Origin of the sequence: Candidatus Kinetoplastibacterium desouzaii TCC079E, assembly GCF_000340795.1 — a bacterium.
GTDB classification, from domain to species: Bacteria; Pseudomonadota; Gammaproteobacteria; order Burkholderiales; family Burkholderiaceae_B; genus Kinetoplastidibacterium; species Kinetoplastidibacterium desouzai.
Genome location: NC_020294.1, coordinates 516,217 through 538,009 on the forward strand (window position 1 = coordinate 516,217; position 21,793 = coordinate 538,009).

At 30.7% G+C, this 21,793-nt stretch carries 19 protein-coding genes; 4 read left to right on the forward strand and 15 right to left on the reverse strand.

The annotated features are described in order from the left end of the window. Positions 1–6: 6 nt before the first annotated feature. From lepA to rpmF, 9 genes are all read right to left on the reverse strand, one after another. The gene (lepA, locus tag CDSE_RS02405; protein ID WP_015396418.1) at positions 7–1,800 is read right to left on the reverse strand and encodes a translation elongation factor 4; all 1,794 of its coding nucleotides are present in this window, start codon (positions 1,798–1,800) and stop codon (positions 7–9) included. A gap of 66 nt (positions 1,801–1,866) precedes the next feature. Then, positions 1,867–3,321 carry a Do family serine endopeptidase gene (locus CDSE_RS02410; RefSeq protein WP_015396419.1) on the reverse strand — a complete coding sequence of 485 codons (1,455 nt, stop codon included), beginning with the start codon at positions 3,319–3,321 and terminating at the stop codon, positions 1,867–1,869. Positions 3,322–3,383: 62 nt separating this feature from the next. After that, the gene (gene fabF, locus CDSE_RS02415) at positions 3,384–4,613 is read right to left on the reverse strand and encodes a beta-ketoacyl-ACP synthase II (protein WP_015396420.1); all 1,230 of its coding nucleotides are present in this window, start codon (positions 4,611–4,613) and stop codon (positions 3,384–3,386) included. Between the two features lie 112 nt (positions 4,614–4,725). Beyond that, positions 4,726–4,962, reverse strand: a complete 237-nt coding sequence (gene acpP, locus CDSE_RS02420) for an acyl carrier protein (RefSeq protein ID WP_015396421.1) — start codon at positions 4,960–4,962, stop codon at positions 4,726–4,728. 151 nt (positions 4,963–5,113) lie between these two features. Then, positions 5,114–5,851, reverse strand: coding sequence for a 3-oxoacyl-ACP reductase FabG (fabG, locus tag CDSE_RS02425; protein WP_015396422.1), 738 nt, complete (start codon positions 5,849–5,851; stop codon positions 5,114–5,116). Between the two features lie 15 nt (positions 5,852–5,866). Then, positions 5,867–6,799, reverse strand: a complete 933-nt coding sequence (gene fabD / locus CDSE_RS02430; RefSeq protein WP_015396423.1) for an ACP S-malonyltransferase — start codon at positions 6,797–6,799, stop codon at positions 5,867–5,869. A gap of 40 nt (positions 6,800–6,839) precedes the next feature. Next, positions 6,840–7,823, reverse strand: a complete 984-nt coding sequence (locus tag CDSE_RS02435; protein WP_015396424.1) for a beta-ketoacyl-ACP synthase III — start codon at positions 7,821–7,823, stop codon at positions 6,840–6,842. 31 nt (positions 7,824–7,854) lie between these two features. Further along, entirely contained in the window at positions 7,855–8,880 is a 1,026-nt protein-coding gene (gene plsX, locus CDSE_RS02440; RefSeq protein WP_015396425.1) for a phosphate acyltransferase PlsX, read from the reverse strand. Positions 8,881–8,903: 23 nt separating this feature from the next. Next, positions 8,904–9,086, reverse strand: a complete 183-nt coding sequence (gene rpmF, locus CDSE_RS02445; RefSeq protein WP_015396426.1) for a 50S ribosomal protein L32 — start codon at positions 9,084–9,086, stop codon at positions 8,904–8,906. Between the two features lie 251 nt (positions 9,087–9,337). Between rpmF and CDSE_RS02450 the strand changes: the two genes are divergently transcribed. After that, the gene (locus tag CDSE_RS02450) at positions 9,338–9,928 is read left to right on the forward strand and encodes a Maf family nucleotide pyrophosphatase (RefSeq protein WP_015396427.1); all 591 of its coding nucleotides are present in this window, start codon (positions 9,338–9,340) and stop codon (positions 9,926–9,928) included. A gap of 7 nt (positions 9,929–9,935) precedes the next feature. Next, positions 9,936–10,649: an SAM-dependent methyltransferase gene (locus CDSE_RS02455; protein ID WP_015396428.1), complete on the forward strand. Its 714-nt coding sequence runs from the start codon at positions 9,936–9,938 to the stop codon at positions 10,647–10,649. Between the two features lie 18 nt (positions 10,650–10,667). On the opposite strand, the gene CDSE_RS02460 is transcribed toward CDSE_RS02455, so the two are convergent. Continuing rightward, on the reverse strand, positions 10,668–11,648 hold the full coding sequence (locus CDSE_RS02460; RefSeq protein ID WP_015396429.1) for an RluA family pseudouridine synthase: 981 nt from the start codon (positions 11,646–11,648) through the stop codon (positions 10,668–10,670). A 442-nt stretch (positions 11,649–12,090) separates the two neighbouring features. On the opposite strand from CDSE_RS02460, the gene CDSE_RS02465 reads away from it, so the two are divergent. Beyond that, positions 12,091–14,730, forward strand: a complete 2,640-nt coding sequence (locus tag CDSE_RS02465; protein ID WP_015396430.1) for an Rne/Rng family ribonuclease — start codon at positions 12,091–12,093, stop codon at positions 14,728–14,730. A 66-nt stretch (positions 14,731–14,796) separates the two neighbouring features. Here the strand turns inward: CDSE_RS02465 and accD are convergent, their stop codons facing one another. The 5 genes from accD to pncB form a co-directional block, all read right to left on the reverse strand. After that, on the reverse strand, positions 14,797–15,657 hold the full coding sequence (gene accD / locus CDSE_RS02470) for an acetyl-CoA carboxylase, carboxyltransferase subunit beta (RefSeq protein WP_015396431.1): 861 nt from the start codon (positions 15,655–15,657) through the stop codon (positions 14,797–14,799). 36 nt (positions 15,658–15,693) lie between these two features. Further along, a complete protein-coding gene (trpA, locus tag CDSE_RS02475) occupies positions 15,694–16,533 on the reverse strand; it encodes a tryptophan synthase subunit alpha (RefSeq protein WP_015396432.1) in 840 nt (279 codons plus the stop codon). Between the two features lie 11 nt (positions 16,534–16,544). Next, the gene (trpB, locus tag CDSE_RS02480; protein ID WP_015396433.1) at positions 16,545–17,744 is read right to left on the reverse strand and encodes a tryptophan synthase subunit beta; all 1,200 of its coding nucleotides are present in this window, start codon (positions 17,742–17,744) and stop codon (positions 16,545–16,547) included. A gap of 124 nt (positions 17,745–17,868) precedes the next feature. Next, complete coding sequence (locus CDSE_RS02485) at positions 17,869–20,073, reverse strand: RelA/SpoT family protein (RefSeq protein WP_015396434.1); 2,205 nt, start codon at positions 20,071–20,073, stop codon at positions 17,869–17,871. A gap of 73 nt (positions 20,074–20,146) precedes the next feature. Continuing rightward, a complete protein-coding gene (gene pncB, locus CDSE_RS02490) occupies positions 20,147–21,322 on the reverse strand; it encodes a nicotinate phosphoribosyltransferase (protein WP_015396435.1) in 1,176 nt (391 codons plus the stop codon). Positions 21,323–21,457: 135 nt separating this feature from the next. Here pncB and fdxA point away from each other — a divergent pair, with 135 nt between their 5' ends. Beyond that, positions 21,458–21,781, forward strand: a complete 324-nt coding sequence (gene fdxA, locus CDSE_RS02495; RefSeq protein ID WP_015396436.1) for a ferredoxin FdxA — start codon at positions 21,458–21,460, stop codon at positions 21,779–21,781. Positions 21,782–21,793: the final 12 nt, after the last annotated feature.

The following is a 21,793-nucleotide window of genomic DNA, read 5'->3' on the forward strand; positions in this document are numbered from 1 at the left end:
AAATTATTATTTATCTTCCACTTTTAGAATAGCTAAAAAAGCCTCTTGTGGTATTTCCACGCTACCAATATTTTTCATTCTTTTTTTGCCTGTTTTTTGTTTTTCCAATAGCTTTTTTTTCCTACTTATATCCCCACCATAACATTTTGCTAAAACATTCTTTCTTAAAGCTTTCACATTTTCACGTGCTATTATTTCTGAACCTATAGCTGCTTGAATAACAACATCATACATTTGCCTAGGAATAATTTCTCTCATCTTGGAAACAATACCCCTAGCTTTATGTCTTGATGTAGATCTATGAACTATCATTGACAAAGCGTCAATACAATCACCATTGATCATAATATCAACTTTTACAACATCAGCTGCTTTATAATCTAATAATTCGTAATCCATAGAGGCATAACCACGAGAAATAGATTTTAAACGATCAAAAAAATCTAAAACAATTTCAGCAAGAGGAATTTCATAAATTAAATTAACTTGTCTGCCATGATAACTCATATCAAGCTGAATTCCTCTTTTATCATTGCATAATGTCATAACAGGACCGACGTAATTATTAGGTAAAAATAAACTAACTTTTACTATAGGCTCACGAATTTCCATCAATAAATTCATAGTAGGAATACGAGAAGGACTGTCTATTAAATCTACACTACCATCTTTCTTCTGAACTTCATATATAACAGAAGGAGCAGTAGTAATAATATTCATAGCAAATTCTCTTTCTAGTCTTTCTTGGACTATTTCCATATGAAGCAAACCTAAAAAACCACACCTAAAGCCAAAACCCAAAGCTTGAGAAACTTCAGGTTCAAATACCAAAGAAGCATCATTTAATTTAAGTTTTTCTAATGAAACCCGTAAATGTTCATAATCAGAACTTTCAATAGGATATAGTCCTGCAAAAACTTGAGGTTGCACTATCTTAAATCCTGGTAAAGATGTAGAACAAGGAAAATCTGATCTAGTTATTGTATCTCCAACTTTAGCATGCTTCAGATCTTTAATACCAGCAACTACAAATCCTACTTCTCCAGCTGATAAAAATTTTTTTAGTTCAAATTTAGGAGTAAAAATACCTACCTGATCACAAATATAATTTGTTTGTGTGGACATAAATGTAATTTTATCTTTTGGTTTCAAAATACCATTAAATATTCTTACTAAAATTACTACACCTATATAATTATCAAACCAAGAATCTATAATTAATGCTTGCAGTGGATCATCAATACTACCTTTAGGTGAAGGAATTTTATTTACTATCAACTCTAAAATTTCTTCTATTCCTATGCCATTTTTTGCACTAGCTAAAACAACGTTACTAGAATCAATACCAATAAAATCCTCAACTTCTTTTATAACAGTCTCTGGATCAGACTGAGGAAGATCAATTTTATTCAATACAGGTAGAACCTCAACCCCCAAATCAATTGCAGTATAACAATTAGCAACAGTCTGTGCCTCTACTCCCTGAGATGCGTCCACAACAAGCAAAGCACCTTCACATGCAGATAAGGAACGACTAACCTCATAAGAAAAATCAACATGACCAGGAGTATCAATCATATTTAAATTATATATAAATCCATCGTTAGCTTTATACTGCAGAGCAACTGTTTGCGCCTTAATAGTAATACCACGTTCTTTCTCTATATCCATAGAATCAAGAACTTGTTCAGACATTTCTCGGTCCAGAAGAGCACCACACTTCTGTATTAAACGATCAGCTAATGTCGACTTCCCATGATCTATGTGAGCAATAATAGAAAAATTACGTATAAACTTCATAAAAAACAACTAAAATAAAAAATAAAATTAATCAAATCTATATAAATATAAACAAACTTATATTAATCAATCAGATAACTTAATTGGTAACCATTGAGTCTGATCAGCACGTCTCACTAACAACAGAACTATCTTAGATGATCCAATAGAATCTATTATTTTGTTAAAATGATCAGCATTCATTATGTTTTCATCATTAATTGCAATAATGATATCATTAATCCTTAAACCAGCTTTTGCTGATGGGCCTGTAACATTTTTAACTAAAACACCATTAGAAATATGCAAATTAGAACGCATCTCATTAGAAATATCATCAGCATATATGCCTAACTTATTTTTTACAGAACCAATTTCATTTTTACTCAATTTCTTACTATCAGAAACTATCTCCCCAACCTTCAGTTTTAAGTTAAGATATTTCCCCCTTCTTAAAACTTCTACATTTACAACTTTTCCAGGTTTAGTTTGACCAACTATTCTCGGTAAGTCAGACCATTTCTTTATTTCTTCACTATCAAATTTCAATATCACATCGCCGGCTTGAATACCTGCCTTATCTGCAGGACCAGAAAATTCAACATTGCTAATTAATGCTCCCTGTATCTTAGGTAAACCCAATCCATCTGCAACTTGCTTGCTTACTTCAGATATTTGTACTCCTATACGTCCTCTTATTACTCTACCTGAATGTTTTAATGATTTAACTACTCTCATAGCTTCATCTATAGGTATAGAAAGTGATATGCCCATAAAACCACCACTTCTAGAAATAATTTGAGAATTAATACCTATAACCTCACCCATTAAATTCAGAAGAGGACCACCAGAATTTCCAGGATTCACAGCCACATCAGTCTGTATAAATGGTAAATAATCCCCAGTATCACGACCTATAGCACTAATAATTCCAGCAGTAACAGTTGAGTCCAAACCAAATGGAGATCCTATAGCCAATACCCATTGACCTTTCTTTATGCTAGATACATCACCTATTGGAATAGGAATCATATTTTTAGCATTGATTTTTAACAATGCAATATCAGTTCTATCATCACAACCAACTATATCAGCAGAAAATTCTCTACCATCAGCTAGTGTTACAATAATATCCGTAGATTCTGATATTACATGATTATTAGTTAAAATAAATCCATCATCTGATATAAAAAAACCAGATCCTAATCCTTTAGGTATTTTTTCATCTAATTGATGTTGATTATTAGGAGGAATAGAAGGTAAATATGGACCAAAAAACCACCTAAATAACTCATAAGTATCGTTATTACCATTAAGATTAAAATCATTATAACCAATGTTAGTCATAGTACGTATGTTAACTACAGATGAGTCAAGCCCTTCTACAATTTTAACAAAATCTGGTAATACTATTCCAGTTTGATTATTATGATATTGAATATTCTTAGCCTCAATAGAGTAACTATTAATTATAAAAAATAATAGTACAAACAATAGAATAAATATTCTCTTGCGAAATAATAAAACAGTTATGTTATTCATAAAAATCTCCAAGAGAATAAAAATACTATACAGATAATATCAAACATAAATAAATTCTAGAACTATATCTTGCCAATAATTATTGTTCCATTTGTTCCACCAAACCCAAAAGAATTAGACATAGCAAAATTAATATCTAATTCCCTTGCTTCATTAGCGCAATAATCAAGATCACACTCTGGATCTTGATTAAAAATATTCATAGTAGGTGGAGAAATATTTTTATATAAAGCCATAGCACTAAAAACAGCCTCAATTCCACCTGCAGCTCCCAATAAATGACCTGTCATAGATTTAGTAGAATTTACAACTATTTTATAAGAATGATCACCAAATACTGATTTCAAAGCATCTGTCTCATTTTTATCACCTAATAATGTTGACGTCCCATGGGCATTAATATAATTAATGTCATCATAATTAATAGATGCATTCCTTAATGCATTGATCATTCCTCTACTTGGACCATGTTTATCTGGCGCTGTAACATGAAAAGCATCAGAACTCATACCATAACCAATAAGCTCACCATAAATACGAGCATTACGTCTTCTAGCATGCTCATATTCCTCTAAAACTAAAACCCCGGCTCCTTCTCCTAATACAAATCCATCTCTATCAATATCCCATGGTCTAGAAGCAGTTTCTGGAGAATCATTCCGAGTAGACAAAGCTCTCATAGCAGCAAAACCGCCTATTCCTAACGGAGAAACAGTAGACTCAGCACCTCCAGCCAACATAACATCTGCATCTCCATACTCTATCAAACGAGCTGCATCTCCTATACAATGCAATCCAGTAGTACAAGCTGAAACAACAGCATAACTAGGACCTTTAAATCCATATAAAATAGAAACCTGCCCAGAAATTAAATTAATCAAAGAACCAGGAACAAAATAAGGAGAGATTCTTTTAGCACCTCTATTTAAAACATCAATTTGTGTTTCTTCTATTCTATGTAAACCACCTATACCAGAACCTATAACAACACCCACTCTTTCTTCATTTATCTCACTAACATTTATACCACAATCAGACCATGCCTGTTGACTAGCTGCAATACCATAATGAATAAACAAATCCATATGACGAGCATCTTTTAAAGGAATGAACTGCTCAATATGAAAATCTCGCACCTCAGCAGCTATTTGACAAGAAAGACCTGAAGCATCAAATCTAGTTATTTTACCAACTCCTGAAACCCCATTAACAATATTATTCCATGCTGTAGTCAAATCATTACCTACTGGCGAAACAATACCAAGACCAGTTATAACAACACGTCTTTTCAAGCATAACTCCTTATTTAGATAGAAAGATCACAAAAATAGATTTCATAAATTATTGCGAAATCAAAACAAATCGCAGTAATTTATGAATTTCAAAGTATGATAATTTAGAATACTATTGTTTATGACTAAGTATATAATCAACTGCATGTTGTACAGTGCTAATATTCTCAGCTTCTTCATCTGGTATTTCAGTCTCAAACTCATCCTCAAGAGCCATAACTAATTCCACCATATCTAACGAATCAGCTCCTAAATCTTCTACAAATGATGAGCTATCTTTAACATCCGACTCATTAACTCCAAGTTGTTCAGCGACTATCTTTTTGACGCGCTGCTCTATACTATCCATTAATATATCTCCAAATTATAAAAAGCAAGTAACTATTGAAATAAAAACACCCAAATAAACACACAATCAATTATGATATAGTAAAAAATAATTGAATATATTTTATATACCAAACATGAAATTTTACAACAAAAAATTACAGTAATAACAATTATTGCATGTACATACCACCATTTACATGTAAAGTAATACCATTTATATAACTAGCCTTATCACTTGCCAAGAACAAAGCAGAGTAAGCTATATCATCAACATTACCTAATCTACCCATAGGAATCTGTGAAGATAAGTAATCAATATTCTCTTTATTTATACTTCTAGTCATATCAGTATCTATAAATCCTGGAGCTATACAATTAACTGTAATACCCCTACTAGCAAATTCCTTAGCCATAACTCTTGACATAGCTTCTACACCAGCTTTAGATGCAGCATAGTTAGATTGACCAACATTCCCAATTGATCCAATAATAGAAGTAATATTAATAATACGACCCCATCTAGACTTTATCATATAAGGAATTAATCCTCTAGATAACCGAAAAACACTAGTAAGATTAGTATTAATAACATTATCCCAATCAGAATCCTTCATCCTTATAGATAAAGAATCTTTAGTAACTCCAGCATTGTTTATTAGAATATTAGGATATATACCTTCTTTTATTATCTCTTTTATAAAAACACTACAACTATTATCATCCATTAAATTAAGAATCATACCTCTGCCACCAAGAGGATTCAATTCGTTATTTAAAATATCTACCCCTGTCTTTGTAGTGGCCGTTCCTATAACAACAGCCTCTTCCTCCGAAAATCTTGTGGCTATAGCCTTACCTATCCCACGACTAGCTCCAGTAACAAGGACGATTTTACCCTTTAAACCCATATAATCACACCAAAATTAATTTAAATAATTTAAAACATCCTGCAATGAATCTGGATTATTAATAGATTTAGAGAATAAACTAGAATCTATCCTTTTTGTAAGACCAGATAATACTACACCAGGACCACACTCTATAACATTCTTTATACCCATATTAGACATTTCTTTTATGATTTCAATCCAGCGAACAGGATTACAAGACTGACGAGCCAGTGCCTCTCTAATATATGATGGGTCTCTATAAATTTTTACATCAACATTATTAATTACATCTATTTTTGGAGTTCTAATTTCGATATTATCTAAAAAATCTAACAATATTTCATAGACAGGTTTTAATAAAGATGAATGAAAAGGAGCAGAAACAGGTAATATGATAACTTTTTTAGCACCATGTTTTTTTAATTCTTCAGACAATTTAAGCACTGCAGCCTTATTACCAGCTATAACGACTTGATTTGGAGAATTGAAATTAACAACCTCTACCACACTATCATTTGTAGTATTTAACTTACAAATATCTATAATGACATCTACATTTAAACCAATAACAGCAGCCATCAAGCCAACACCAATTGGAATCACCGATTGCATAGCCTCAGCCCTAAATCTAACTAAACGTAATGCATCTGGAAATGATATGGCTTCAGCTGCTACTAGAGCAGTATATTCACCTAAACTATGTCCTGACATAATTGACGGTAATTTACCACCTGCATTACACCAAGCAGAGAAAAAAGCAAATCCAACAGCTAACATTATCGGTTGAGTATTTAATGTAAGATTTAAATTATCAATCGGACCTTCATGAATAATTTTTTTTATATCTTGATTCAGAGTATCTGAAGCTAAAGACATGGTTTCATTAACTATTTTGTTATCAACCCATGAGTTCAACATGCCTATAGATTGAGAACCTTGTCCAGGAAAAACAAATGCAGTTTTCATAAATGTTAAAAAATATTGATAAATTTTAAATAATTACACTCTAAATAGAAATCAATATAGACCCCCAAGTAAAACCACCACCTACTCCCTGCATAAGAACAAGATTATTCATCCTAATGCGGCCATCCTTTCGTGCCTTATCAAATGCAAGAGGAATACTAGCAGCTGAGGTGTTAGCATGATTATCAACTGTAACAATAAGTTTATTACTTGGTATATTTAGTTTCCGTCCTAACATGTTTATTATTCGAATATTAGCTTGGTGAGGAATAAACCAATCAATATTACTTAAAGCTATACCACTTTTATTACAAATCTCAATAGCAGATTTTTCTAAAACATTAACAGCCTTTTTAAACACAGATTGACCATCCATACTAACAAAATGATCGCCTGTGATTATACCTTTTTTATCTACATAACTATTTACTTGAAGAATTTCAGAACAAGTACCATCTGAATGTATATCAGAAGCTATAATAGATCGATCAGATTCTTTAGACTCAGATAAGACAATGGCTCCAGCACCATCACCAAATAACACACAAGTTTTTCTATCATTCCAATCTACAATCCTAGAAAACACTTCAGAACCAATTACTAAAACATTTCTTGCTGATCCAGAACGAATAAAATTATTAGCTATTGTTAATGCATATACAAAACCACTACAAGCAGCTTGAATATCAAAAGCTGCAGCTGAAGTGGCCATTATATTAGACTGAACCAAACAAGCCACACTTGGAAAAATTTTATCAGAAGTAGAAGTAGCCACTATTATTAAATCAATATTAGATGATTTAATCTTAGCATCTAACAAAGCAAGTTTAGCTGCCTCAGTTGCCATATAGCTAGTTGATTCTTCTGAATTTGCTAGATGTCTTTGACGAATACCTGTTCTTTGCACAATCCACTCATCAGAGGTTTCAATACCCCTCAAGAGCAATGTAGACACTAACTCCTCATTAGATACAATTTTTTTAGGCAAAAAAGAACCTGAACCAGCAATTCTAGCATACCTCATTAAAATTCCTACATAATCACATTTATAATTCTTAATTCTTAATTCTTAATTCTCTATTTATTTCATGAACTTTTATTGAAATACGATCTAATAAATTATTAATAACCGCATCACGAGCTCGAGATAAAGCAAAATCAAAAGACACAATATCAGCAGATCCATGACTCTTAAAAACGATACCATTTAAGCCAAGCAATGAGGCTCCGTTATACCGACGATTATCAAGTCTATTTCTTAAAGAATGAATAACTGGCATAGCCAAAACTCCGACAAAAGAAGAAAGCAAATCTTTTTTAAATTCTTCCTTTAAGGTCATAGAAAACATTTTGGCTAACCCTTCTACAGATTTCAGGACAATATTACCAACAAATCCATCACAAACAACAATATCTACCGTGCCCTTAAAAATATCATCACCTTCAACATTTCCATAAAAATTCAAATTACTTGAACTTAAAAGATCAAAAGCGCTTTTAACAATAATATTGCCCTTTATAAGCTCCTCACCTATATTTAATAATCCTACGCTAGGATTATTATTAAAATCAATAGATTGAACTAAAGCAGTCCCCATAACAGCAAACTGCAATAAATTATTAGCAGAACAATCTACATTAGCACCAAGATCTAGTATCGTTGTTGCATTTCCGTTTTGATTAGGTATAGAAGTTGATATAGCAGGTCTTTCTATCCCTTCTAAAGTTTTTAAAAAATATTTTGATATAGCCATCCATGCAGCTGTATTACCAGAGGAAATACATGCATCAGCAAATCCATTCTTTACACTCTGCACAGCAATATGCATAGATGATTTCTTTTTCTTACGTAGAGCAACCTCTATAGAATCACTCATAGTAACTACTTCATCAGCAGGAACTATATTTATCCTATCAAAAGGAACATTATTAATTTTATTTAAAAAGAATTTTATTTCAGACTCTAGTCCAACCAGCAAAAGTGATGTGTCTTTATATCTTTTGGCAAAAGTAATTGAGGCAGGTATTGTTACAGGCAAGCCAACATCACCACCCATACAATCAATAGCTATCTTTATCACAATTTCTAGATATAACTTAAGAATTAATCATTATCTTTAGACTTAAGAACCTTCCGTCCTCTATAAAATCCATTAGGAGTTATATGATGACGCAAATGCATCTCTCCTGTTTTCGAGTCTACTGTAGTAGGTGATAAATCAAGAAAATCATGAGAGCGATGCATGCCTCTCTTTGAAGGTGATTTTTTATTTTGTTGAACTGCCATTATAATAACTCCTACAAAAACAATGATATTTAAAATATTTTTAGCATATTAGCATATTTAATAAATATGAGCGTTATAATTCTAACATCAAAATACTTACATATGAAAATATGGAAACAAAAAGAAATTCTAATATTAAAAATTAAACATGTAATAAAATTTCTCTAAGAAAATTATATTAACTTTTTGTTAACCTTATAATTTATCCTTGCAATAAAAAAATATGAATAATTATATCACCAAGAATCACCATGAATAACAACTGCCATAATATGATTTTAGCATCAAGTTCAAAATATCGTAAAGAACTCTTATCAAGATTAAACATTCCTTTCAGTTGTATATCACCAGATATAGATGAAACCCCTCTACAAAATGAGTCACCAGAAAAAACATCTCTAAGACTTGCCGTCTATAAAGCTAAAGAAGTCCACAAAAATAATCCTAATAAAATAGTAATAGGGTCAGATCAAATAGCAGGATATAGTAATTACCATATAGGAAAACCTGGGAATTTTTCTTGTGCAAAAAAACAATTAGAGTTTATGTCTGGGAAAAATATAGTTTTTTATAGTTCAGTAGCTGTTATAAATGGATCCAACATAAAGAAAGGTCTAACAATTACAAATTGCAAATTCAAAAAACTAGACCACATAACTATAAATAGATATTTAGAAATAGAAAAACCATTCGATGTAGCTGGAAGTTCTAAATCAGAAGGTCTAGGAATAGCTCTACTAGAAAGTATGTATAGTGAAGATCCAACAGCAATATTAGGGATGCCTATGATAAAACTAATAAATATTTTATCAAATTTTGGCATAAATCCACTCAAACAATAACTTTAATATGATTGAAACATTACATTTAATACCTGTCTCCATAGGAAATCAACCACTAGATTTTTGGTTGCCTGAAAAAACAATAACAATCGCCTCAAATATAAAAACATATATAGCAGAAAATGCTAAAACAGCCAGATGTTTTCTACAATCAATAAAAGTTAAACATGCCATAAATGAAGTAGAAATTCATACTTTAAATGAAAAAACCAATATAACAGAAATAAAAAAATGGCTATTGAATTCAAAAGAAAAAAATATGGGGCTGGTATCTGAGGCAGGATGCCCTGCTATAGCTGATCCTGGGGCGATAGTAGTTAGAACAGCTCACGTAATGGGGATATCTGTACGACCATGGGTTGGTCCATCCTCTATAATACTTAGTCTAATGGCAAGTGGATTAAATGGTCAAAACTTTGTTTTTAGAGGATATCCACCTAAACAACCACATGAAAGAAAAACAAAAATTACACTTTGGGAAAAAGAATCAATATTTAATAACCAAACTCAAATAATGATAGAAACTCCTTACCGTAATATTCATCTGTATAACGATTTAATTAACAATCTTAAAAAAAACACTCATCTTTGCATTGCAAGCTTAGTAAACTCGCAAGAAGAACTAATAAAAACTCGCACCATAAAAGAATGGAAAGGTTTAGATGCTCCTAATATAGACAAGAAACCAACAATATTTTTATACTGCGGAAATTACACTTAATAACACGATCAACTACTATTAAGAGTTTCTTCCAAGATCTTCTAAAGAATTTAGTAAGATCTTACAATCATTAGGTAAATCAGATACTAAATCAATAAACTCATTGCTTGATGGATGATTGAATTTTAAATTATATGCATGTAAAAACATCCTTTTAAAATTAAATTGAGAAAAAAAACAAACGTCTTCTTCATAATTACCATATTTACTATCACCAACAATTGGGAACCCACTATGAGATAAATGAACCCTAATTTGATGAGTACGCCCACTACGTATCTCTACTTTTAAAAGGCTATATTCATTATAATAGCCAATCAAATTAACAACACTATGAGCACTTTGACCAGAGTCATCTACAAAAACTCTTCTCTCTCCAGATTTTGTTATATATTTTTTAAGTGGAAGTTTTATATGTTGTCTTTTATTAAGCCATTTACCTTTAACTAGAGCAATATAACTCTTATAACAACGTCCTTCTCTAAATATTTTATGAAGATCTAATAAAACCCCTCTCTTTTTAGCAACAATTAATAATCCAGAGGTGTCCTTATCTAACCTATGAACAAGCTCCAAAAAAGAATTTTGTTTAAAACTTATCCGTAACTGTTCTATCAATCCAAAAGACAAACCACTTCCACCATGAACAGCTAAACCACATGGTTTATCCAAAACAATAAAACCATCATCCTCATAAACAACAGAGAAATCTTTTCTAGGAATAATAATTTTTTCCTTTGATTCTGATACTCTTATGTCTGGTAAAAAAACCAAATCTTTTATTAATAATTTATAGTTAGAATTTGCTTTTTTATTATTAATCTTTATTTTGCCAGTACGAATCATTTTATAAATGTGACTTTTAGGAACACCTTTACAAACTTTAAATAAAAAATTATCTAACCTTTGACCTTCATTATCTTCATTAATGTTTATATTTTTCACAATAGAAATAGCTATGGTTAATAAAGTCTCTTTGCTACAATTAGAAAGAGACATATAATTAAAGAAATTAATCTAAATACAAATAATATATAGAATATTGTGATGTTAAACGAAAATATAATAAAATACACCTACATCATTGAAGTAATAATCAAATTAATGACAATGTTTTTGAATATAGAAATCTTAATTTTTTTATATAAACAATGATCATTGTTTATATAAAAAAATTAACAAATACACATGAAAATAAAACCAAATGACCTAAAAACTTATCTATAAATATATACCGAGAAAGATTAAAATAAAAAAATTAGCATTATTAAACTAAAACAATTAATCATCTAATTAAACAACATAATGCATAATAGTTATATAGATGATATTTAGCATAAATAAAACTGAAAATATTTAATCTTTAAAATATAACAATAGAAAAAGTGGATTAAGTTAGTAGTCAATATTGGCGTTAATGGTTACGGAGAAAATACCACTTATGAAAAGAATGCTATTTAACGCAACACATCACGAAGAGATACGTGTTGCAATTATAGATGGACAAAAATTAGTAGATCTAGATATAGAAACATCTGGAAGAGAACAACGTAAAGGTAATATATATAAAGGATTAGTTACAAGAATAGAACCAGGTCTAGAAGCATGTTTTATAAATTATGGAGAAGATAAACATGGTTTCTTGCCATTTAAAGAAATAGCAAGAAGTTATTTCAAAGAAGGTATAGATTTTAGAAACACAAGAATTCAAGATGCTATAAAAGAAGGACAAGAATTAATAGTCCAAGTTGAAAAAGAAGAAAGAGGCAATAAAGGAGCTGCCCTTACAACTTTTATATCTTTAGCTGGAAGATACTTGGTGTTAATGCCTAACAATCCAAGAGGAGGTGGTGTATCTAGAAGAATAGAAGGCGAAGAGCGTCAGGAATTGAAAGAGATAATAGAAGAATTAGATGTGCCTCATGGAATGAGTATCATTGCTAGAACTGCTGGAATTAGCCGTTCTATAGAAGAACTTCAATGGGATTTGTCTTATCTTTTACAATTATGGAATGCTATAGACCAGGCTTCTAAAGAAAATAATTCACCAGTATTAATTTATTTGGAATCAAGTTTAGTTATAAGAGCAATAAGAGATTATTTTTCACCAGATATTAATGAAATTTTAATTGACAATCAGGAAATCGTTAAACAAGCCATAGCATTTATGAGTGTTGTAATGCCTGATAATGTCCAAAGAGTAAAATTTTATCAAAATGAAATACCATTATTCTCAAGATTCCAAATAGAGCATCAAATAGAAACAGCATATTCTAGAATGATACAATTACCTTCTGGCGGATCAATAATTATAGACCATACTGAAGCTTTAGTAGCTATAGATGTTAATTCTGCTAAATCAACCAGAGGAGCTGATATAGAAGAGACTGCTCTAAGGACAAATTTAGAAGCTGCAGAGGAAGTTGCAAGACAATTAAGATTACGTGATCTTGGTGGACTTTTAGTTATTGATTTTATCGACATGGAAGACACAAAAAACCAAAGAAATCTTGAACAAAAACTTAGGGAAGCTCTCAGAGTTGATAGAGCTCGTGTTCAAATGGGTAAAATATCAAAATTTGGTCTCATTGAACTTTCTAGACAAAGACTACGCCCTGCCCTAAATGAAGGTTCACATATAACTTGTCCTAGATGTACTGGAATTGGAGTAATAAGAGATACTGAATCCTGCTCTTTACAAGTATTACGTCTAATACAGGAAGAGGCTATGAAAGATGGCACTTCAGCTGTATATGCACAAGTTCCTATAGATGTTGCAACCTATCTTTCAAATGAAAAAAGAAATGATATAAATAATATAGAAGCTAGACTAAATATAAAACTTGTTCTAGTTCCAAATAAATATATTGAAACCCCACACTATAATATAGAAAGAGTAAAGAATGATGATTCTAAGTTAGAAGAAACTAGAGTGAGTTTCAATCTAGTAGAAATCCCAAACAACAATCAATCATGGAAAAATTCTTCTGAAAATGAAGAAAAACAAAAACCAGAAGCTCTGGTAAAAGGTAGGACGCCATCAAAACCAGCACCAATTGTATCTAACTTAAAATATAAGAATAAGAAAAATATAGAAAATTCAAAAGTAAACCCTATAAGAACTTTGTTAACAAAAATATTATCTTGGGTTGGTTTTTCTAGTGAAAATAATGATGATATTTATAATAATTTACAAAAGAATAAAAACAATACAATAACACCTATACAAAATTCTTTTAAATCATCCAAATCAGAAAAAAAATATAATATAAAAAATAAAAACCAAAGCAAACTTTTACAAGAAAAACAAAACGAACAAAACATTAGTTTATCTAATACCCAAACTAGTAAAAATACTCATAATTTATTAAATAATATTAAAAATGATAGTAATCAAAAAAATAATGATGCTCTTATTAGCATGCAGAAATCACAAGATGAAAAAAATACATCAACAATTTCCACTCATCAAATAACAAAAAAAGATAAGATTAAAAATAAACGTTCTAACAATAATGAGTTAACCAATGAAAGCATTGCTAATACAGATGAAAACATAATAAAAACAATAGAGATGCCAACTATAAACATATCTGCAAGAGATAATAGTGAAAATGATAAAAAATCAAACTACCGAAGAAGAAACGCGAACTCACATAGAAAAAATCAGAAGGAGCAACATTCATCAAAAACAAGTACAAACTATTTTACAACAAACGAGTTGTCAAATATTAACAATGAAGATTTATCTAACATAACAACAAGAAATGTATTAGAAGATATACATAAAGACGATAGTCAGATAAACTCAAACCATAAAATCTTTAATGATAATTATGATAGTGCTAAAGACAAAAATGATGATACCAAAAATAAAATAACAAAACATAACTCAGTATCTTTAATACAAAATAGTAATATACAAACAAACAATAAAAATAAACTACAATTAATAGAAACTAATTATAAGAAAGAATCTGAAAATAATAATGAAATTATTAATATTGGTAGACCTGATTATAATAAAAATATTAACAAAGTTAACACTAAACAATTAAAGCAAATAGAAACCAAAACATAATAAAAATACGTTACGTTATATATCTATAAGAAGATCTTTCAAAATTTTATAGATATATAACTATTACTAATTCTCTTTCTTATTTAAAATTCTAAGCAAGGAAGAGATAACTTCTTTTAATTTTCTTCTATCAACAACCATATCTACCGCACCTTTATCTAAAAGAAACTCTGATCTTTGAAACCCATTAGGTAGTTTTTCTCTAACAGTCTGCTCAATAACACGAGGACCAGCAAAGCCTATTAATGCCTTTGGTTCAGCTATCACTATATCACCCATAAAAGCAAAACTTGCAGATACTCCACCCATCGTAGGATCAGTTAAAACACTAATAAAAGGTAATTTTGAAGACGACAGACAAGTCAACATAGCATTGGTTTTTACCATTTGCATCAAAGAAAATAAACTTTCTTGCATTCTAGCTCCACCAGATGACGCCACACAAACAAAAGGAATAGAATAATCTATAGAATGCTGAACGGCTAATCTAAACCGCTCACCAACCACAGAACCCATTGATCCACCCATGAAATCAAATTCAAAACATGCTAAAACAACTGGTATTTCATTCATTAATCCTTTAACAACAACAAGGGCATCAGTTTCTTTTGTCTGTTTCATAGCATCGACAAGTCTATCAGAATATTTTTTTTTATCTTTAAATTTTAAAATATCAACCGATCTTATATTTTCACCTAACTCATAACGCCCAACTTCATCTAACATTGAATCAATTCTGAATCTAGAACCTACTCTCATATGATGATCACATTTAGGACATACATGAAGATTAGCTATTAAATCTTCATTATACAAAACAGAATCACAAGAAGCACATTTAAGCCAAATCCCCTGTGGAACACGCCTAACACCATTATCATTAGACTTATTAATGCGCGGAGGTAAAATTTTTTCTAACCAGCTCATATTTATATATAGATAAACAAAAAATTAAAATCAAAACTACACATTATTGCGATTCATAGCATCTTTAATATCTGATATCCACTTACTAGCAGCTGCTATAGAATCAACTTGTTTCTTATCAACAGAAGATTTATTAAAAACGTCTTGTATTATCTCTATAAGTTTACTACCTATTACTACAGCATCAGCACATTTACTAATCTGTTGTGCTGATGCTGCATCTCTAATACCAAAGCCAACACCTACTGGGATTTTTATATGTTTTTTTATTAAGTTGAGCCTATCAGAAACTTCTTCTATATTAATATCTTTAGATCCAGTTACACCTTTCAAAGAAACATAATATACATAACCATTAGCTATACTGGATATTAATTTAATTCTATCTTCACCAGAAGTAGGAGAAAGTAGAAATATCATATTAATGCCATTCTCATTCAGCAACTTAGAAAATTCTTCTGATTCTTCTGGTGGATAATCTACCACAAGAACACCATCAACACCTGCATCTTTAGCAGCCTGAACAAAGTTCTTATGACCCATATTCTCAATCGGATTAGCATAACCCATAAGCACAACAGGAGTAGTATTGTTTTTAGTGCGAAATTCTTTTACATAATTTAGCACCTGTTTTAATCCAACACCATTACGTATAGCTCGTTCAGAAGCCTGCTGTATTACCGGACCATCTGCCATAGGATCAGAGAATGGTATGCCAATTTCTAATATATCAACTCCAGAATTAGCTAAACTATGTAATAAAGGAACTGTAGACTCAACCGAAGGATCACCAGCTGTAATATATGTTATGAGAGCTGACTTATAACCATTATTTACAAGTTTAGAAAAAGCACTATCAATACGATTAATTTTCATATATATATCGCTTATAATAAAATACCAGAACGTTCAGCAACTGTATGCATATCTTTGTCACCACGACCTGAAAGATTCACAAGAATTATATTATCCTTTGGTAAATCAGAAGCTATCTTTACAGCATGAGCAATAGCATGTGCTGACTCTAAAGCTGGCATTATACCCTCAATAAGACAACAATCATGAAAAGCTTTCAAAGCTTCATTATCAGTAATACCAACATATTTTGCTCTTTTAATTTCTTGTAACCAAGCATGCTCAGGACCAACCCCTGGATAATCTAAACCAGCAGATATAGAATGTGTCTCTTTTACTTGACCATTACTATCCTGTATTAAATATGTCCTATTACCATGTAAAATACCTACTTTACCTAAATTCAAAGAAGCAGAGTGAAATTCAGTTTCCATACCAGAACCAGCTGCTTCAACACCTATTAATTGAATGTTCTCGTATGGTATATATGGATGAAAAATACCTATAGCATTAGAACCACCACCAACAGAAGCAACAACATAATCAGGTTGACGACCGGCATATTTTGACATTTGAGATATACATTCATGCCCTATAACTGTTTGAAAATCTCTAACCATACGAGGATATGGATCTGGACCAGCCACTGTGCCAATAATATAAAAAGTATCATCAACATTAGTGACCCAATCTCTCATGGCTTCATTTAAGGCATCTTTTAGTGTACAAGATCCAGAATTAACAGGAATAATCTTTGCTCCAAGTAGTTTCATACGATAAACATTAGAAGCCTGACGTTTGACATCTTCACTACCCATGTATACAACACACTCTACACCATGACGGGCTGCTACAGTAGCACTAGCTACTCCATGTTGACCTGCTCCTGTTTCTGCTATGATACGCTTCTTATTCATTCTTTTGGCTAGCAAAGCTTGACCAATACAATTGTTGATCTTATGAGCACCAGTATGATTTAAATCTTCTCTCTTAAACCATATCTGAGCTCCACCTAAAATCTCTGACCATCGTTTAGCATGATAAATAGGACTAGGTCTTCCGACAAAATGCTTTAGCTCACTATTAAATTCATCTAAAAAAGATAAATCCTTTCTATATTTATCATAATTAGAACGCAACTCATCTAACGCATGCATAAGTGTTTCAGAAACAAATACACCACCATAAGGTCCAAAATGACCTCTATCATCAGGATAATTATAATTTAACAAAAACTTTCTCCACCATCATAATAAAAAACAGCACTAATAATTTCTTAAAATTTACACTTTTATTTTACATGAAGACCCTAAAAAGTGTAAATTAATAATAAACATCCAATAAAAAAACAAAAAATTATTCTTTTCTTGAAACAAACAAAACACCAGATACTCTAGATAATGAATTAATAATTCTTTGAATAACATCTACCCTATTTATTTCAACCGTAAAAATTATATGTGATAATTTGTCCTTACTATAATTACTAATTCCAGTAATATTCAAACGCATTTTAGAAATACTCTCTGATAAATCGCTTAATAAACCATTACGATCACATGCTTCCACTATTATATCTGTCTGATAAAAAAAATCATCTTTACAATCCCAATTAGCATCAACAACACGATCATTATTGCGACTCTTCAATAAAGAAAAACTATAACAATTAGTTCTATGTATTGAAACTCCCCTACCTCTAGTAATAAAACCTGATATAACATCTTGAGGTACTGGTCTACAACAAAGTGCTACCTTGGTTAATAGATTATTAACACCAGAAATTAAAATTCCACTTGTTTCCTTTCTATCTCTATCAACATTTTTTTTTCTATCCTCGATAGGAATATCTATTTTCAATGAATGAACAATATTATCAATTGATTTATTAAAGAAATTTGTTATATTTCTAAGACTAAACTCATCCTTTGCAACAGAAATATATAAATCTTCTGCTTTTATAAAACCTAAAGAATGTGCTAGATGTTCTAAATTAATTGTTTTTTTGCCCACTTTGCTAAGCTCTTTCTCTACTAAGTTTTGACCATAATTAATACGTCTTTGGAGATCAATAGAGTTAAACCACATTCGAACTTTTATTTTGGCACGATTGCTAGCCAAAAACCCTAACTGACTATTAAGCCAATCTCTAGATGGTCCTCCTGACTTAATAGATATTATTTCTACTGTTTGACCAGTATGAAGCTTAGTTTGTAATGGAACTATTTGACCATCTATTCTTGCTCCTCTACAACAATGACCCAATTCTGTATGCAAATGATATGCAAAATCAACAGCTGTAGAATCACAAGGAAGCTCTATAACTTTTGCTTTGGGAGTCATAACATATATTTTTGCATTTCTAATATCAATAGCCTCACTACCCCAAGTTAATAATTGACGCAATACAGACAATTTTTTGTCATAGATAGTTGTTTTCTGTATTATTCCACTATTGTGAGAAGATTCTTTATAGAACCAGTGAGCTGCCAAACCATGTTCTGCAAACTGATGCATTTCATATGTCCTAATTTGGATTTCAAGTAAACTACCATTTGACTCCCTTACTACTGTATGTAAAGACTGATAACCATTAGTTTTTGGACAAGAAATATAATCATTAAATTCTTCTGTTATTGGTTCCCAAATCTCATGTATAACCCCCAATACCTCATAACAATTTTTTATATCATTCACTATTACACGTACTGCACTTAAGTCAGACAAACTAAAAAAATCCATATCCTTAGTTTGCATCTTATTCCATATACTGTATATGTGCTTAGGACGACCACTGACCTCTCCTTTGATTCCAGCCCTAATCAAAGCATAACTAATATCTTTTATATATTTAGAAATAAATAACTCCCTCTCTTCTCTTCTTTTTTCTAATAAAGAAGCAATTTTTTTATATTCATTCGAATATAAGATTCTAAAAGAAAGGTCTTCTATTTCCCATTTGATTTGCCAAACTCCTAATCTATTAGCTAATGGAGAATATAAATCAATAGTTTCTTGAGCAAATTCTTTATAAACATCTTTATGGCTATATGAACACCATCTTAATGTTTGTAACCGAGATGATAGTCTTATGAGAATTATACGCAAGTCAACAGCCATAGCTAATAGCATTTTACGTTTCATCTCTTTCTGGGCATTACTAGCATTAAATTTATAACTCAAACTACGTGTAGCAATTCCAATTTTCGATAGAGATAAAGATCCTTTTATAAGATTAACAATATCAGAACCAAATAAATTGCTCATATACTTGTCTTTCAATAAATTAGATATAACGTTATATGGCAAAGAAGATAATAAAGAAGCTAAACGAGTAGACTTATCCGCATTAATAGCTGTTAAAATATTAACAGTATTAATCCCATGATCAAACAATGATTCTCCGAAACAAGAAATTTCATCTAAAAATAAAGAAGAAACTATTGAAATTACACGCCTAAAATGATCACTATCGATATCTGAAAGATCATTAGTAACATTTTTTAACCAGCTTTCATTCAAAATATTATTTTTATTTTCAATTAAAATGTAACCAGACATGATTTAAAATAGTAAATAATTTAAGTAACATATAAATCATTGTTATATAACATTCGTTATAATATAAGAATCTCTATAAACTAGGTAAATCAAACACTTTTCTTAAATAAGATAAGTATTCAGGATCATCACAAATAATTTTTTCAGGATTGTCAGATACTTTTGCAACAGGTTGCCCATTGCACCTAACCATTTTCATAACTATTTGAAGAGGTCTATATCCTAAATCATTTGTTAGGTTAGTACCTATACCAAAAGTAATTTTACATCGACCAGAAAAATATTTCCTTAATTCAATAGCTTTAGGAAAAGTTAGAGCATCTGAAAAAACCAATGTTTTATTTCTAGGATCAACTCTATTTTTTTGATAATGATCTAAAAGTCTATTACCCCAATTAAATGGATCACCAGAATCATGCCGAGCACCATCAAATAATTTACAAAAATAAGTATCAAAATCTCTTAAAAACGCATCTATACCATATACATCTGACAAAACTATTCCTAAGTCACCTCTATATTCTTTTGCCCAAATATCAAAAGCAAATACCTGAGAATCTCGTAATCTAGGACCTAATGCCTGGCAAGCTTGAAGATACTCATGTCCCATGGTCCCCAATGGAGAAACTTGATATTTCTTAGCTAACATCACATTACTAGTTCCCAAGAAATTTTTCCCCATATCACATTTCATTTTTGAAACAACTTCCTCATGCCATTGTTTTGAGAACCTACGTCTTGTTCCATACTCAGCAACTCTAAAATCACTAAGATTAGAATCTTGCAGAACTAAAGAAATCTTTGATTCCAATCTTCTCCGACCTTCTTCAAAATTTAGATTTTCACTATTATGACGAAAATACACCTCATTAACTATTGCTAAAATAGGAATCTCAAATAAAATAGTATGTAACCATGGACCTTTAACATTAATGTTAATCTCCCCTGTTGTTTCACTATTTTCTATAGTAATACTTTTTTCTGAAAGATAAAAAATCCTTAGGAAATCTATAAAATCACTTTTAATAAACCTCAAGCTACCAAGATAGTCTAATTCATCATCAGTAAATCTTAGTGAACAAAGATTAATTATTTCATCTCTTATTTCATCAATGTAAGGAGTTAAATTAATTCCTGGTGTGCGGCACTTATAGCGATACTCAACATAGGCAGATGGAAAATGATGTAAAACAACCTGCATCATGCTAAATTTATACAAATCAGTATCAAGTAAAGAATTTATTATCATAATCCTAGCGTAGAAAACTTTTCCAAAAAAAGTATAATTGAATGTTCACAGTAACATGTGATCTAGAGTGAAACAAATTATTTATTAGTGCAATTATAATTTACTAATTATATCTTATATAGGAGATGATTCATAATGACACATGTAGTAACAGAGAACTGTATTAATTGTAAATATACAAATTGCGTTGATGTTTGCCCTGTAGATTGTTTTCGTGAAGGTGAGAATTTTTTAGTTATAGATCCTGAAGAATGTATAGATTGTGCTGTTTGCATACCAGAATGTCCTGCAAATGCCATATTTTTTGAAGAGGATTTACCTGACAATCAAAAAATATTCTTATCAATTAATAAAGAATTATCTAAAACTTTTAAAAATATTAACAGATCAAAAAAACCAATGGAAGATTCTGAAAAATGGAATGGTAAATCCAATAAATTACAGCATTTAAAACGTTAAAATAATTATTTA

Bases quoted from the DNA above. Each gene is read 5' to 3' on its own strand.
- lepA (WP_015396418.1), bottom strand. From the start codon at position 1,800: ATGAAGTTTATACGTAATTTTTCTATTATTGCTCACATAGATCATGGG.
- CDSE_RS02410 (WP_015396419.1), bottom strand. From the start codon at position 3,321: ATGAATAACATAACTGTTTTATTATTTCGCAAGAGAATATTTATTCTA.
- acpP (WP_015396421.1), bottom strand. From the start codon at position 4,962: ATGGATAGTATAGAGCAGCGCGTCAAAAAGATAGTCGCTGAACAACTT.
- fabG (WP_015396422.1), bottom strand. From the start codon at position 5,851: ATGGGTTTAAAGGGTAAAATCGTCCTTGTTACTGGAGCTAGTCGTGGG.
- fabD (WP_015396423.1), bottom strand. From the start codon at position 6,799: ATGAAAACTGCATTTGTTTTTCCTGGACAAGGTTCTCAATCTATAGGC.
- CDSE_RS02435 (WP_015396424.1), bottom strand. From the start codon at position 7,823: ATGAGGTATGCTAGAATTGCTGGTTCAGGTTCTTTTTTGCCTAAAAAA.
- rpmF (WP_015396426.1), bottom strand. From the start codon at position 9,086: ATGGCAGTTCAACAAAATAAAAAATCACCTTCAAAGAGAGGCATGCAT.
- CDSE_RS02450 (WP_015396427.1), top strand. From the start codon at position 9,338: ATGAATAACAACTGCCATAATATGATTTTAGCATCAAGTTCAAAATAT.
- CDSE_RS02455 (WP_015396428.1), top strand. From the start codon at position 9,936: ATGATTGAAACATTACATTTAATACCTGTCTCCATAGGAAATCAACCA.
- CDSE_RS02460 (WP_015396429.1), bottom strand. From the start codon at position 11,648: ATGTCTCTTTCTAATTGTAGCAAAGAGACTTTATTAACCATAGCTATT.
- CDSE_RS02465 (WP_015396430.1), top strand. From the start codon at position 12,091: ATGAAAAGAATGCTATTTAACGCAACACATCACGAAGAGATACGTGTT.
- accD (WP_015396431.1), bottom strand. From the start codon at position 15,657: ATGAGCTGGTTAGAAAAAATTTTACCTCCGCGCATTAATAAGTCTAAT.
- trpA (WP_015396432.1), bottom strand. From the start codon at position 16,533: ATGAAAATTAATCGTATTGATAGTGCTTTTTCTAAACTTGTAAATAAT.
- CDSE_RS02485 (WP_015396434.1), bottom strand. From the start codon at position 20,073: ATGTCTGGTTACATTTTAATTGAAAATAAAAATAATATTTTGAATGAA.
- pncB (WP_015396435.1), bottom strand. From the start codon at position 21,322: ATGATAATAAATTCTTTACTTGATACTGATTTGTATAAATTTAGCATG.
- fdxA (WP_015396436.1), top strand. From the start codon at position 21,458: ATGACACATGTAGTAACAGAGAACTGTATTAATTGTAAATATACAAAT.